General features: G+C 64.6%; 12 protein-coding genes. 7 read left to right on the top strand and 5 right to left on the bottom strand.

Translation table 11 applies throughout. The annotated features are described in order from the left end of the window. The first annotated feature begins 69 nt into the window (after positions 1-69). The 5 genes from FIU91_RS12245 to FIU91_RS12225 all read left to right on the top strand — a co-directional run bounded on the left by FIU91_RS12245 (position 70) and on the right by FIU91_RS12225 (position 5261). Positions 70-645, top strand: coding sequence for a tetratricopeptide repeat protein (locus FIU91_RS12245; protein ID WP_093010965.1), 576 nt, complete (start codon positions 70-72; stop codon positions 643-645). A 17-nt stretch (positions 646-662) separates the two neighbouring features. Beyond that, the gene (locus tag FIU91_RS12240; RefSeq protein ID WP_152462663.1) at positions 663-3584 is read left to right on the top strand and encodes a helicase-related protein; all 2922 of its coding nucleotides are present in this window, start codon (positions 663-665) and stop codon (positions 3582-3584) included. Between the two features lie 82 nt (positions 3585-3666). Then, a complete protein-coding gene (locus FIU91_RS12235; protein WP_172975003.1) occupies positions 3667-4080 on the top strand; it encodes an RNA-binding S4 domain-containing protein in 414 nt (137 codons plus the stop codon). Positions 4081-4130: 50 nt separating this feature from the next. Beyond that, positions 4131-4469, top strand: a complete 339-nt coding sequence (fdxA, locus tag FIU91_RS12230; RefSeq protein WP_093010971.1) for a ferredoxin FdxA — start codon at positions 4131-4133, stop codon at positions 4467-4469. 282 nt (positions 4470-4751) lie between these two features. Beyond that, positions 4752-5261, top strand: a complete 510-nt coding sequence (locus FIU91_RS12225) for a CarD family transcriptional regulator (RefSeq protein WP_093010974.1) — start codon at positions 4752-4754, stop codon at positions 5259-5261. Positions 5262-5325: 64 nt separating this feature from the next. Here FIU91_RS12225 and FIU91_RS12220 read toward each other — a convergent pair whose 3' ends face one another. Next, positions 5326-7212 (bottom strand): monovalent cation:proton antiporter-2 (CPA2) family protein, encoded by a 1887-nt coding sequence (locus FIU91_RS12220; RefSeq protein ID WP_152462661.1) that lies wholly within the window; start codon positions 7210-7212, stop codon positions 5326-5328. A 90-nt stretch (positions 7213-7302) separates the two neighbouring features. After that, positions 7303-7776: an Lrp/AsnC family transcriptional regulator gene (locus FIU91_RS12215; RefSeq protein WP_152462660.1), complete on the bottom strand. Its 474-nt coding sequence runs from the start codon at positions 7774-7776 to the stop codon at positions 7303-7305. A gap of 117 nt (positions 7777-7893) precedes the next feature. Here FIU91_RS12215 and hppD point away from each other — a divergent pair, with 117 nt between their 5' ends. Further along, the gene (gene hppD / locus FIU91_RS12210) at positions 7894-8991 is read left to right on the top strand and encodes a 4-hydroxyphenylpyruvate dioxygenase (RefSeq protein ID WP_152462659.1); all 1098 of its coding nucleotides are present in this window, start codon (positions 7894-7896) and stop codon (positions 8989-8991) included. A gap of 36 nt (positions 8992-9027) precedes the next feature. On the opposite strand, the gene FIU91_RS12205 is transcribed toward hppD, so the two are convergent. Further along, on the bottom strand, positions 9028-11688 hold the full coding sequence (locus tag FIU91_RS12205) for a hypothetical protein (protein WP_152462658.1): 2661 nt from the start codon (positions 11686-11688) through the stop codon (positions 9028-9030). 154 nt (positions 11689-11842) lie between these two features. Here FIU91_RS12205 and FIU91_RS12200 point away from each other — a divergent pair, with 154 nt between their 5' ends. Then, positions 11843-12544, top strand: a complete 702-nt coding sequence (locus FIU91_RS12200; protein ID WP_254701954.1) for an SIMPL domain-containing protein — start codon at positions 11843-11845, stop codon at positions 12542-12544. Here FIU91_RS12200 and FIU91_RS12195 read toward each other — a convergent pair. Then, positions 12534-12761 (bottom strand): ribbon-helix-helix domain-containing protein, encoded by a 228-nt coding sequence (locus FIU91_RS12195; RefSeq protein WP_093010988.1) that lies wholly within the window; start codon positions 12759-12761, stop codon positions 12534-12536. The genes FIU91_RS12200 and FIU91_RS12195 overlap by 11 nt on opposite strands. Beyond that, positions 12758-12934, bottom strand: coding sequence for a DUF4169 family protein (locus FIU91_RS12190; protein WP_152462657.1), 177 nt, complete (start codon positions 12932-12934; stop codon positions 12758-12760). Before FIU91_RS12190 ends, FIU91_RS12195 begins: the two co-directional genes overlap by 4 nt. Positions 12935-12957 lie beyond the last annotated feature (23 nt).

The following is a 12957-nucleotide window of genomic DNA, read 5'->3' as shown; positions in this document are numbered from 1 at the left end:
ATCTGTCTTCCCAACTGTGATCTCTCGCGGGTTTCAATTCGCGATCCATGCGCTAATCTCGGACTCACCATGCTCAGGACCTTGCGAAAATTCAAATCTGTCGTCGCGGCATTTTCCGTCGCGGTAGCGTTTTTCGTGCCGGGTTCGGCGCTTGCGGAGGCTGGCTCCGACCGTTCGGCCGAATTGATGCGCGAACTCGCCGCCGCGACGAGCCCGGAGGAGGCCCGGTCCCTCGAGCGAGAGATCGTGTTGGAATGGTCGAAATCCGGCTCTGCTGCGATGGATCTTCTGCTGAAACGCGGGCGCGACGCGATGGAGGTCGAGGATGCCGAACGCGCGGCCGAACACCTCCGCGCGCTGACCGATCACGCGCCGGATTTCGCCGAAGGCTGGTACGAGCTCGCCCAGGTTTATTATGCGCAAGAGCGGCTTGGCCTCGCGGTCGACAGTCTCGAGCGCACGCTTGCGATCAATCCCAATCATTTCGGCGCCCTCCAGGGTCTCGGCGCGATCTTCGAACAACTGGGTGACGCGACGCTTGCGTATCGTGCCTATGCACAGGCGGATGCATTGCGTCCCTTCGACGAACGTGTGACCAACGCGATGACACGGCTCGACATCCTTGCGAACGGGATCCGCCTCTAACTTCTCAAGGACATCTCATGGAGATGACATCGCGGGTCGCGGCCGTTCTCGGCCCGACCAATACCGGCAAGACGCATTACGCGATCGAGCGTATGCTGGGCTATCGCACGGGCATGATCGGCCTGCCGCTCCGGCTTCTGGCGCGCGAGGTCTATGACAAGATCGTCGCGGCGCGCGGGCCGTCGGTCGTCGCGCTGGTCACCGGGGAAGAGCGGATCGTGCCGCCGCGCGCGGCCTATTGGGTTTGCACGGTCGAGGCGATGCCCGAGGGAATGGGCACCGATTTCGTCGCTATCGACGAGATCCAGCTTTGCGCCGATCCCGAACGCGGCCACGTCTTCACCGACCGCCTTTTGAGGATGCGCGGCACCCACGAGACCTTGTTCATGGGCGCGGACACGATGCGCGGACCCATCGCGGCCCTTGTGCCCGGCTGTGAATTCCTGCGCCGCGAGCGTATGAGCCAATTGGCGTATTCAGGTTCGAAAAAGATAAGTAGGCTGCAGTCTCGCTCCGCGATCGTGGGTTTTTCGGTTGAGAATGTATATGCGATCGCCGAGCTTCTGCGCCGACAAAAGGGCGGTGCAGCGGTGGTCATGGGTGCGCTCAGCCCCCGGACCCGCAACGCGCAGGTGGAGCTTTATCAGAACGGCGAGGTCGATTACCTGGTGGCGACGGACGCTATCGGCATGGGGCTCAATCTCGATATAGATCACGTCGCGTTTTCGTCGCTCACGAAGTTCGACGGGCGACGGATGCGACCGCTCGCGCCCAATGAGCTTGCACAGATCGCGGGCCGCGCCGGGCGCGGTATGAGCCACGGTACGTTCGGCGTCACGGGTGAGGCGCCTCCGCTGGAAGAGGAGGTCGCCGAGGCGATCTGCAATCACCGCTTCACGCCGATCCGTAAACTGCAATGGCGCAACTCGAAACTCGCCTTCGGCAGCCCGGACTCGCTGATCGCCTCGCTCGAGGCGAGCACGGATGACGAGATTCTCGTGAAAGCGCGCGAGGCGGACGATCTGAAGGCGCTGAAGGAATTGTCCTCCCGCGCGGAGGTGCGCGCGCGAGCGTCCGATGCCCGCTCGGTGCAGCTTCTTTGGGATGTCTGCCGGATCCCCGACTTCCGCGGCATCTCCCACGCGGAACATGCTGGCCTTCTCGACGTTATATTCGGGCATTTGCACGAGCGTGGAACCGTTCCCGATGACTTTCTGGCCCGACAGGTCCACCGGATCGACCGAACCGACGGCGACATCGACACATTGTCGAAACGGTTGGCGTATATCCGCACATGGACCTACGTGGCGCAGCGCAAAGGCTGGACCCACGATGAAGAGCATTGGCGCGACCGCACGCGAGCGGTAGAAGATCGGGTATCGGACGCCCTGCACGAGCGTCTGACCCAAAGATTTGTAGACCGGCGGACAAGTGTCCTTCTTCGCCGGTTGAAACAGAAGGAGGCCCTCTTGGCCGAAGTGAACGACAAAGGTGAAGTGACCGTCGAAGGCGAATTCGTCGGTCAGCTTGTAGGGTTCCGGTTCCGCCAGGACAAGGATGCCAAGGGCGAGGAGGCGAAGACGCTGAAGTCCGCCTCGCTGCAGGCGCTCGCGCCGCATTTCCATCTGCGCGCCGACAGGTTCTACAACGCGCCCGATACCGAGATCGACTTCACCGAGCAGGGCGGCCTCATGTGGGGCGAGCAGGCGGTCGGCAAGCTCGAGAAGGGCGACGATCCGCTGAAGCCGCGCGTCGTGGCCTTCGTCGATGACGAGGCGGGCCCCGATGTGCGCCAGAAGGTGGAGCGGCGCCTGCAGCACTTCATCGACCGCAAGATCGCGAGCCTCTTCGAGCCCTTGATGAACCTGCAGCGCGACGAGACGCTCTCGGGCCTCGCCAAGGGTTTCGCCTTCCGCATGATCGAGGCGATGGGCATCCTGCCGCGGGCCGAGGTCGCGGGCGAGGTCAAGTCGCTCGACCAGGACGCGCGGGGCGCCTTGCGCAAGCACGGGATGCGCTTCGGTCAGTTCACCATCTTCATGCCGCTCCTGCTGAAGCCCGCGCCGACGCGCCTGCGCTTGGTGCTCTGGAGTCTCGCGCAGGGCCGCGACATCTTCCCCGAAGCGCCGCCGCCGGGCCTTGTCACCGTTCCGGCGGAGGCCGGAACGAGCGCTGCCGATTTCGCGGCGATGGGCTATCGGAAGGCCGGTGCGCGGGCGATCCGAATCGACATGCTCGAACGGCTCGCGGATCTTCTGCGGCCCGAGGACAGTCGTGGTGGTTTCGAGGCCAAGGCCGACATGTTGTCGATCACCGGCCTGACGCTGGAGCAATTCGCCGATCTCATGGATGGGCTCGGCTATCGCGCGGAGAAGGGCGAGCGGGTGAAGCAGAAGGCGGTCGATCAGACCGTGCCGACCGATGAGGGTGTCGCTCATCAGGACACCGTGCCACCCGAAGAGCCGGGGGCAGAGAATGCAGATGCCCCGGTCTTCGACGCAGGCCAGCCGGACGCGGTCGAGCCTGGCGCCATCACCGAGCAGGCCGAACCCGTCACCGAAGAGACTCCGGTAGAAGAGATCACCGATCACGGTGAAGCTCCGATCGCCGCTGAGCCCGCGCAGCCGCAGGACGACGTGCCCGTGGACAAGGTCTCGGACGAGGAAGTGCCGGTTGGCACGGCCCCCGACGAGGAGCTGGCCGGGCCCGAGCTGGAGGTTTTCTATACGTTCACCTGGGCCGGAAATCGCGGCAATCAGCGTGGTGGCAAGCCCCAGGGCAAGGGCCGTGGCGGCCCGCCGAAAGGCAAGGGCAAGGGCAAGCGCCCGCCACAGGGGCAAAAGGCGCAGAACTACACTGCCAAGCCTGAGCGCAAGGAACGGATCGATCCGGACAATCCCTTTGCCGCGGCACTTTCGGGGTTCAAGAGCAAGTCGTGACGCGGGCGCACGCGTTTTGTCGCAAAACGCGGCCGGTTTCAGACGCTGAAACCGGCGTAGCGCCGCGGCATTCCGCGTCGGAATGCCGGCGATCTTTCCGGGAAAGATCGCTGTGACAGACCGCATCCGCATCGATAAATGGCTCTGGCAGGCACGCTTCTTCAAGACGCGCAGCCTTGCGGCGAAGATCGTGGCCTCAGGCAGGGTGCGTGTGAATTCCCAGCCCATCGCCAAGCCGGCTCATGCCGTCGGCCCGGACGACGTGCTGACCTTTCCGCAGGCGCATGAGATCCGCGTCGTGCGGGTCATAGCACCCGGCGAGCGGCGCGGACCGGCCTCGGAGGCGCGGCTCCTCTACGACGATCTCGACCCGCCGCGCCCGAAATCCGAGCGCGAGCCGCAGGCGCACGTGCCGAAATACGAACGTGGCGGACGGCCCACCAAGAAGGATCGTCGCGCCCTCGATCAAAGTCGCCGTGAGGCGCTTGAAGAATAACGGCACTTGGTCTAGCTCACGGGGCGACCAGATAAACGGACATCTCCCTCATGACTTATATCGTCAACGATGCCTGCATTGCCTGCAAATATACCGACTGCGTCGAGGTATGCCCGGTGGACTGCTTCTACGAGGGTGAGAACATGCTGGTGATCCATCCCGACGAATGCATCGATTGCGGCGTCTGCGAGCCCGAATGCCCGGCAGACGCGATCCGCCCCGATACCGAGCCGGAGGCAGAGAAATGGGTCGAGTTCAATCGCAAGTATTCCGAGATGTGGCCCGTCATCATCACCAAGAAGGACCCCCTTCCGGACGCTGAGAAGCATGACGGGGAAGAGGGCAAGCTTGAGAAATACTTCTCCGAGCAGCCGGGCGAGGGCGGCTGATCTCCGAATCGGCTCCGCGTTGCGCGCGCTGTGCGCTACTTGAGAATTCAGCGCCAAGCCGCTGATTCTCAACGTGGAACGGCGAGAAACTGCGCTCTGTTCAGGGCGCGGATTTTATGGTAGTATTTCTGTCACAAATGAAAGCGATGTGTGCATATCGCGCGTGGTTCGACTGCCCCGCGTCATAATACCGAAATCCTAAAAAGTGATCGGAAGCCTAAGGCTGTCCGCTCGCTTTTTTCGCGTCGGATCACGCATCGCCGAGCTGCCTGAGGACCAAGAATGACCAAAACCAAACAGTCTGAGTTCCACCCGAACGATTACGTGGTCTACCCCGCCCACGGTGTCGGTCAGATCATGTCCATTGAAGAGCAGGAGATCGCGGGCATCAAGCTCGAATTGTTCGTCATCTCCTTCGAGAAGGACAAGATGACCCTGCGTGTTCCGACCCACAAGGCGAGCGAAGTGGGCATGCGGACGCTGTCGTCCCCCGATGTGGTGAACCAGGCGATGAAAACGCTCAAGGGCAAGGCCAAGGTCAAGAAGGCCATGTGGTCGCGCCGGGCGCAGGAATACGAGCAGAAGATCAATTCCGGCGATCTCATCGCCATCGCCGAGGTCGTGCGCGATCTGCACCGTGCGGACGACCAGCGCGAGCAGAGCTATTCCGAGCGTCAGCTCTATGAAGCTGCGCTCGAGCGCCTGACCCGCGAAATCGCCGCCGTCAGCGGCGACGACGAGGTTGCCGCGGCGAAGCAGGTCGACGAGGTTCTGATCGGCCGCGCCGCGTAAGCGTCGCATCCTGACAAGAGATTGGCCGCGTTGCCCCACCCGGGCAGCGCGGCTTTTTCATGCGCTAGCCATCGGTCCCGGTGCGCCCCGTCGAATCGAGTGCGGAGAGAAGCGCGGTCTCCAGCTCCTTCTCGAGCTCCCGCGCCCGCGCGATGTATTCGGGATTGTCCGCCGCCGCGACACCCGGTTTCCAGTGCTTGGCAAGCTCCCGCACCGTCATGCGGTCGTGGTGGAAAAAGGTCTTCTCGGCTTCGGAGGCTTCGTATTCCGTAAGCCCGATATTCTCCAGCACGTAGCGGCCCGCGCGGAGCGAACTGTCGAAGGTCTCGCGCACGATATCGTTCGCGCCGGCCTGATACAGCTCGTAGACATGCGTCCGGTCGCGGGCGCGGGCGACGATGTGCAGATCGTCTCCGCGCAGGCGGCGCGCATAGGCGACCAGCGTGTTCGTGCTTTTGCGGTCGTCGAGCGCGACGCAAAGGACGCGCGCCGTCTCGATCCCGGCGGCGTGCAGAAGATCGGGCCGTGTCGGATCGCCGAAGAAACCCTTGAAACCGAACCGCCGCATGAGCTGGATCGTCTCCATGTCGTGGTCGATCACGACGGTCTTGAAGCCGGTCGATTGCAGCATCCGGTTCACGATCTGACCGAAGCGCCCGACGCCCGCGATGATGACCGGGCCGGTCTCGTCGATCTCGTCGTCGTCGGGCCGCGTGCTTTCGCCCTGAAGGCGCGGCGCGAGATATTCGTAGAGCATGAAGACGAGCGGCGTGAATAGCATGGAGAGTGCGATGACGAGCAGGATCCGCTCGCCGAGCGCGCCGGTCAGAACGTTCTGCTGCAGCGAGAAAGAGACCAGCACGAAACCGAACTCTCCCGCCTGTGCCAGCCCAAGCGTGAAAAGCCAGCGATCTGAATGGCTGAGACCGAAGGCGCGGGCGAGACCATAAAGAATGACGCCCTTCAGCGCCATCATCCCGAAGGTCAGGCCAAGGATCACGAAGGGCGCGGCAAGGAAGGTCGTGAAGCTGATGCCCGCACCGACCGTGATGAAGAAGAGGCCCAGAAGTAGCCCCTTGAACGGCTCGATATCCGATTCAAGCTCGTGCCTGAACTCCGAGTTCGCCAGAACCACGCCCGCAAGGAAGGTGCCGAGGGCCGGGGAAAGACCCACGAGGATCATCAGAAACGCGATGCCGAGCACGATCAGAAGCGCGAAGGCCGTGTACATCTCACGCAGGCGGGCCTGATGAATGAACCGGAAGAGCGGCCCGGTCAGGTACAAGCCGACGACGATGATCGCGGCGATCGCGCCAAGCGTGACAAGCGCTACACCCCATCCGGGCAAACCTTCGACGAGGCTCATGGAATGATGTGCCGCGTCGTCCGCATGAGTGCGGTCTATGGAGCCGTCCGCCGACAGGCTCGCTCCGCCGCCGCCGCCGACCGCCAGAAGCGGCAGCAACACCAGCATCGGGATCACCGCGATGTCCTGCGTGAGCAGCACCGAGAAGATGGAGCGCCCGCCCGAGGTCTGGATTAGCCGCTTCTCCGTGAGCGTCTGCAGCACGATCGCCGTCGAGGAGAGCGCGAAGATGAGACCCACCGCCAGCGCGGGCTGCCAGGCGAGGCCCAAAGCCATTGCCGCGACCATCACCGCGAGCGTCGTGACGCTGATCTGCAAGCCGCCCAGCCCGATAAGCTTGTGCCGCATGTCCCAAAGCGCGCGCGGTTCCAGCTCGAGCCCGATCAGGAACAGCATCATCACGACGCCGAACTCTGCAAAATGCTGAAGGTCTCCGGTCTCGTGAACGAGGCCGAGGATCGGACCGATCACCAGGCCCGCGGCGAGGTAGCCCAAGACCGATCCAAACCCGAGCCGGGAGGCGATAGGCACGGCGATCACGGCGGCCAGAAGATAGATCGAGGCCTGAAGCAGAAAGGTATCCATGGGCGAGGGGCTCCCGTTCGTTCCGCTCCATCATGCAGGCCGGAGGCGCGGGCGCAACACGACGCAGCGCGACCCATGGCCGGGTGCGGCTCAAAGCGGCAGGGGTGCATCCGCCTTGAGCTGATCCATGACGATCTGGCTCTGCACGCGCGCGACGGTCGGGTGTGAGAGCAGCACTTCGTGAATGAGCGTGTGCAGCGCACGGAGACCCGTCGTATAGGCACGCAGGAGGTAATCGGCGTCGCCCGTCAGCGTCCATGCCGACACGATCTCGGGCCGGGTCTCGACCATGCGCGAAAAACTCTTCGCCTGTTCGGGGCCGTGCCGTTCGAGAGTGACCTGGATGAAGGCTTGCACGGCAAGTCCCAGCCCCTCTGGATCGAGCCGCGCTGTATATCCGCGGATCGCGCCAGAGGCTTCGAGGCGCTGCCGTCGCCGGCCGGCCTGGCTCGCCGAAAGGTTCAGCTCCGAGCCGAGCGCCTCTGCCGTCAAATGCGCGTCGCGCTGAAGCGCAGCAAGGAGGCGCAGATCGGTGTCATCGAGGGTGACGCGGGAATCCTGCATGGTTTTGACCTATGATGCGGTGAGCGGTCATTATGGGTTCATATATAGCCAATATCGCGCGGACACCGCATCGTCAAAAGCCTATCCTCATGGTGAACCAACGAGAGGAGCGCAGCCATGGGACCCTTCCCCCACGATGCACCGCAAGCCAAGATCACCGAGGAAAACCCCGCCGGCACGGACGGGTTCGAATTCGTCGAATTCGCTCATCCCGAGCCCGAACAGCTTCGCGACCTCTTCGCGAAGATGGGCTATTCGCATGTGGCGACGCACAAGACCAAGGCGGTCGAGCTTTGGCAGCAGGGTGATATCACCTATGTCATCAACGCCGAGCCGGGATCGTTCGCGGCCCGCTTCGTAGACGAGCATGGACCTTGCGCGCCCTCGATGGCATGGCGCGTGGTCGATGCGACCCATGCCTTTCAGCACGCGGTGAAGAACGGCGCCGAACCCTATGAAGGTGCGGACAAGACCGTCGACTGGCCCGCGATCAAGGGCATTGGGGGCAGCCTCATCTATTTCACCGACCAGTATTACGACACCTCGCCCTATAACGAGGAGTTCGACTGGGTCGCCACCTCGAAGCCCGAAGGCGTCGGCTTCTGGTATCTCGACCACCTGACGCACAACGTCTTCAAGGGGAACATGGATACATGGTTCCGTTTCTACGGAGACCTGTTCAACTTCCGCGAGATCCGGTTCTTCGACATCGAGGGCAAGCATTCCGGCCTCTTCAGCCGCGCTTTGACCTCGCCATGTGGCCGCATCCGTATTCCGATCAATGAGGATCGGGGCGAGAAGGGCCAGATCGTCGCTTATCTCGAGAAGTATAATGGCGAGGGCATCCAGCACATCGCGGTCGGTGCCAAGGATATCTACGAGGCCACCGACGCGATCGCCGAGAAGGGGGTCAAGTTCATGCCCGGCCCGCCCGACACCTATTACGATCTGAGCTTCGACCGCGTGCAGGGCCATGAAGAGCCGGTCGACCGCATGAAGAAGCACGGCATCCTCATCGACGGAGAAGGCGTCGTCGATGGCGGGGAGACGCGGATCCTGTTGCAGGTCTTCTCCAAGACCGTGATCGGTCCGATCTTCTTCGAGTTCATTGAGCGGAAGGGCGATGACGGCTTCGGGGAGGGCAACTTCAAGGCGCTCTTCGAGTCGATCGAGGCCGAGCAGATCGCCAACGGCGAGCTCGACGCCGCCGAGTGATCCTTGCAGGGCCCGGGCCACAAGGCTCGGGCCCGTTTATCCGGGAATTTCGAGCGTAAGGTTGCGGCCGCCTTTGACGTAGCGCAGCTGGCTCTCGCCGATGGCCGAGACCCGGCCGCCATCGATCCTGTCTCCGACACCGACGCGCACGTAACGGCCGTTCGACAGACGCACGAGCGCCTGGCGGTTCGATGGATTGCCGTAGACGCCAATCAGGTTCATTCGCCGAAGGTTGATCGCGTTCGTTTCCGTCGCGGCCTGCGAGACGGAGGTATTCGACGGAACCCTCGGCGCGACGGTGCGCGGCGCGACGGCCGCGACCTGCTGGGTCTGCGCGGGCTGCTGCTGCTCCTGCGCGCTGGCAGCGCGACTGGCCTCCACGGCAGCGACGATAGCGGCGATATTGCCGGGCCGGACAGAGGGTCTTTCGGACGTTCCGACGGCCTGCGCGGTCGCGGTTACGTCTTCCTCGGCTTCAGCCTTGACCGTTTCGGGCCGAAGTGACGGCCGGAACGCAGCAAGTTCTGGCCGTGACAATCCTGTCAGATTGGCGCGATCGTTCTGTTCTTGCAGGTTGTTAGGGCGCAGGATCGGCCGGAACGTATCATATTGCTGATTGCGCTGGAAAATTTCGGTTGTTTGCGGGCGTGTGCCGTCCTCGCGCTCCGGGATCGCTTCGATCACCGGGGCAAGCGCGTCTCCGCGAAGCGGCGGAACGGCGGGCGGCAGTCCGGCAAATACGCGCACCCGGTCGGGATTGACCGCGCCTTCGGGCGTGGCGCGGACAAGGCCGCGCGCATCGAGGTCGAAGGGCGTACCCGCAGGCGCGGGCAGGGGCAGCGGTTCGAGCGCCGTGTCGGTCGAGGCGTCGGCCTCGGGCAGGGCGGTCGCGTCGAGCTTCGCAACGACCGGGTCGATGGAGGCGACGTAGGGATCGCCGGAACCGGTTTCCTCGATCTCGCTCGGTGCATTGGGTGCGCGTTGCCAGATGCCGGTCGCGGCATAGGTCGCTTCGGCCTCGTCGGGCGTCATTGCCTCGGGTGCGGCGGGCACCGATCGAGGCTCGGCAATCTCGGGCGCCGCGTCGGTTTCCGTCTCGAGCCGGGCCTCGACCACGGGCGCTGCCTCTTCGGGGCGGGCCGTGGGCCGCAACCCGGTGACTTGCGGCAAGGTATCGACGGCGTCCTCGGGCAGGGCCGCGACTTCGGGCTCGGGATCGGACGAGAAGAACCGCGCGAGCCCATCCTCGAGGAACACCGACGCCCAGGCCGCAACGCCAAGAAGGAACAAGATCAGCGCGGAGGTCAGCATCAGGCCGAGAAAACGCGGCTTGCCCCCGATGACGATCTCGTCGCGGCGCGCGCCGAAGACCGTCATGCGTTTGAGTTCTTCGTTCTGCGCCGACGTGTCCTGCTTGGGCTTCTTGCGACCCAGCCCGAACAATTTCATCCCCCCGTCGCGAGACGTCTCGGCGTTTCGAGGTGTCTGTCGCGGCTCCTCGTCGACAGGTACCGCCGCGGCAGCCAGCGCGGGCGTGTCGAGCGCGGTGCCTGCATCCGCAGCCCCGGGGCGCAGCGCCGCGATCCGCTCGCGGGCCGACAGTTTCGGGGTCGGGGCCGCCGCGGCTGCCGGCGCGGCGACGTTGGGCGCGGGCGGTGCGGGTTCGGCTTTCGTGGCAGGGGCAGGGGCAGGCTTCCGGGGCGGAGCCGGTTCGGGGCGCTTCAGGCTCTCCTCGAGTGCGGGAGCCGGGCGAGCAGGCGCTTCGGGCGGCGGCGTCTTGCGCGGCGCGGGCTCCTGCGGTTCTGCGCTCAGCGACAGGCGCGACGGCGTGGCATCTGCGCGGAGCGGGGCGCGCGGCGTCTCGGGCACGTCGCGGCGCGCGCGGATGCTCTGGAACGCGACGGGCGCTGCCGGAGGGGTGGGATCGGGCGCGCGGGGCGCCGCCAGCGGATCGGCGGGGCGCTCGCGGACGGGATATGGCGGCGCGGCTGGCGGCTCTTGGTCGCCGGTGTCCTGCGGCGCGTCCTCCGCCTCAGCCGGTTCGACCTCGGCCTTCGCGGTCGGCTCCACTGCGAGAGGATCAAGGGCCGTCGGCGCTGCCGGTGGTTCGGGCGGCGCGTCTTGCGTCGCAGAAGCCGGCGCAATCGGCTCTGGCTCTGGCTCGGGCTCGGGCTCTGGGGCCGGCTTCGGCACGATCCGCAGACCGCCCGTGTCGGGTTTCAGCGCCGCTCCGGTCCAGGAGGCCGCTTCTCCGAACAGAACCTCGCGGTTGAACCCGTTCGACTTCGCGGCAACGAAACCGACCGGCACGAAGCCGTGCTCCAGCGCGAAGGCCTCGGCTTCCTCGATGGTCTCCTCCGCGACGGCGGCGACGTGGAGCTGCCCGCCCGCCTCTTCGGCGTCGATGCGAAGCTCCGAGACCTCGTAGGGCGTCGCACCCTCCAGCGCGGCGCGCGCGGCCTCGGTTTTGTCTCCGCTCGCGTCGCGAGAGAGGAACTTGATCTGCTCTTCCGGGAGAAGCAGCTTCACGATTGTGCCATCGGCACTTTCCGCAAGCGCAGTTTTTCGAAGATCGGCCATCTCCGCGGCCAGATCGCCATCGAGACCGGCCGTGCCGAGGACCGCCCAGCCACCGCGAACCTTTTGCAAGAGCGATATGCCGTCGAAGGAAAGTTTCAGCGCGAAATCAGGTTTCATGACCACGTCTTAGCATTGCCCCGATGCTCATGGGAGTCTGTGGTTTGCTTGGGCCTCCTTATATAGCAGAGGACCGCCGACGCCAAGGAATGCAGCTTGCGAAACTGTCTGCCTTCACGGAGACTTGCCCCGTATTTTCAAAGGGATTTCGACCATGTTCCGAATGATCGGCGTTGTTCTTGCACTTTCTGTCGTCGCGGCGGGACCGCTTCACGCGCAGTCGCAGGGCAGTGAGCCTACGCGGCTGACCGTTTCGGGCAGCGGCGAGGCGCGTGCGGTACCGGATATGGCGACGATCACCCTTGGCGTGACGGCCGAGGCCGAGACGGCGAGCGCGGCCTTGGATGAGACATCCGCGGTGGCCGGTCGCATCCTCGAGCGTCTTTCCGAGTTCGAGGTGGCCGAGCGGGACGTACAAACCTCCGGTCTGTCACTGAGCCCCGTTTATTCCGACAGGCGCGAGGACGAGGAGCCGCGCATCACCGGTTTCCGTGCGTCCAATATGCTGTCCGTGCGCGTGCGCGACCTGGACCGGCTCGGCGATATCCTCGGCGCTGTGACGGGTGACGGCGCGAACCAGCTTTCGGGTCTGTCCTTTGGCGTCTCGGACTCGGACGAGGTGATGAACGAGGCGCGGCGAGATGCGGTTGCGGATGCCCGCGCCAAGGCAGACCTCTACGCGGAGGCTGCCGGTGTGAGCCTTGGCCGCATTCTCTCCATCGACGAGGAAGGCGGCGCGCGCCCCTATCCAATGCCAATGGCCGAGATGCGGATGGCGGCTGACTCGGTGCCCGTTGCGCGTGGGGAGGCGGGGTTTTCGGCAGACGTGCGCATCGTTTACGAAATCACCCAGTAAGCCGCGCTTTCAGGCTTTCGAGCACGTAGAGGCGGATTGCCGATGCGAGGCCGACCTCGACATCGCGGTCCGCGTCGATCTCCGCGGCGAGGCGGTTGATCGGTTTGCCCTCGGCGCGCGCGATGGCGCGGAATTCTTGCCAGAACGGCTCTTCGAGCGAGACCGACGTGCGATGCCCGCTCAACGTCAGCGAGCGTTTGACCGGACGCCCGCTCATTCCTCGCGCTTGTGGCCGTCGAGACCGCGCTCCGCCTTCTCGCGGGCGCTCTCATCACGCCGCTTCTCGGCCTTCGTTCGCCCGAACTTCGCGGCATTGGCGTCGCCCGCACGGCGTTTTTCGTCGCGGGCCTTCACCTTCCTGAAGCGACCAAGATTCCTCACGTTGCTCATGGCGACAAGTCTAGAAAGCTGCG

It is taken from the genome of Roseivivax sp. THAF30, from assembly GCF_009363575.1.
Taxonomy (GTDB): domain Bacteria; phylum Pseudomonadota; class Alphaproteobacteria; order Rhodobacterales; family Rhodobacteraceae; genus Roseivivax; species Roseivivax halotolerans.
The sequence above is the reverse complement of the archived record's forward strand: the minus strand, read 5'-3'. Positions and strand labels throughout refer to the sequence as shown.

What these genes read in the sequence shown, in the direction of transcription:
- FIU91_RS12245 (WP_093010965.1), top strand. Translation starts at nt 70, where the DNA reads ATGCTCAGGACCTTGCGAAAATTCAAATCTGTCGTCGCGGCATTTTCC.
- FIU91_RS12240 (WP_152462663.1), top strand. Translation starts at nt 663, where the DNA reads ATGGAGATGACATCGCGGGTCGCGGCCGTTCTCGGCCCGACCAATACC.
- FIU91_RS12235 (WP_172975003.1), top strand. Translation starts at nt 3,667, where the DNA reads ATGCCGGCGATCTTTCCGGGAAAGATCGCTGTGACAGACCGCATCCGC.
- fdxA (WP_093010971.1), top strand. Translation starts at nt 4,131, where the DNA reads ATGACTTATATCGTCAACGATGCCTGCATTGCCTGCAAATATACCGAC.
- FIU91_RS12225 (WP_093010974.1), top strand. Translation starts at nt 4,752, where the DNA reads ATGACCAAAACCAAACAGTCTGAGTTCCACCCGAACGATTACGTGGTC.
- FIU91_RS12220 (WP_152462661.1), bottom strand. Translation starts at nt 7,212, where the DNA reads ATGGATACCTTTCTGCTTCAGGCCTCGATCTATCTTCTGGCCGCCGTG.
- FIU91_RS12215 (WP_152462660.1), bottom strand. Translation starts at nt 7,776, where the DNA reads ATGCAGGATTCCCGCGTCACCCTCGATGACACCGATCTGCGCCTCCTT.
- hppD (WP_152462659.1), top strand. Translation starts at nt 7,894, where the DNA reads ATGGGACCCTTCCCCCACGATGCACCGCAAGCCAAGATCACCGAGGAA.
- FIU91_RS12205 (WP_152462658.1), bottom strand. Translation starts at nt 11,688, where the DNA reads ATGAAACCTGATTTCGCGCTGAAACTTTCCTTCGACGGCATATCGCTC.
- FIU91_RS12200 (WP_254701954.1), top strand. Translation starts at nt 11,843, where the DNA reads ATGTTCCGAATGATCGGCGTTGTTCTTGCACTTTCTGTCGTCGCGGCG.
- FIU91_RS12195 (WP_093010988.1), bottom strand. Translation starts at nt 12,761, where the DNA reads ATGAGCGGGCGTCCGGTCAAACGCTCGCTGACGTTGAGCGGGCATCGC.
- FIU91_RS12190 (WP_152462657.1), bottom strand. Translation starts at nt 12,934, where the DNA reads ATGAGCAACGTGAGGAATCTTGGTCGCTTCAGGAAGGTGAAGGCCCGC.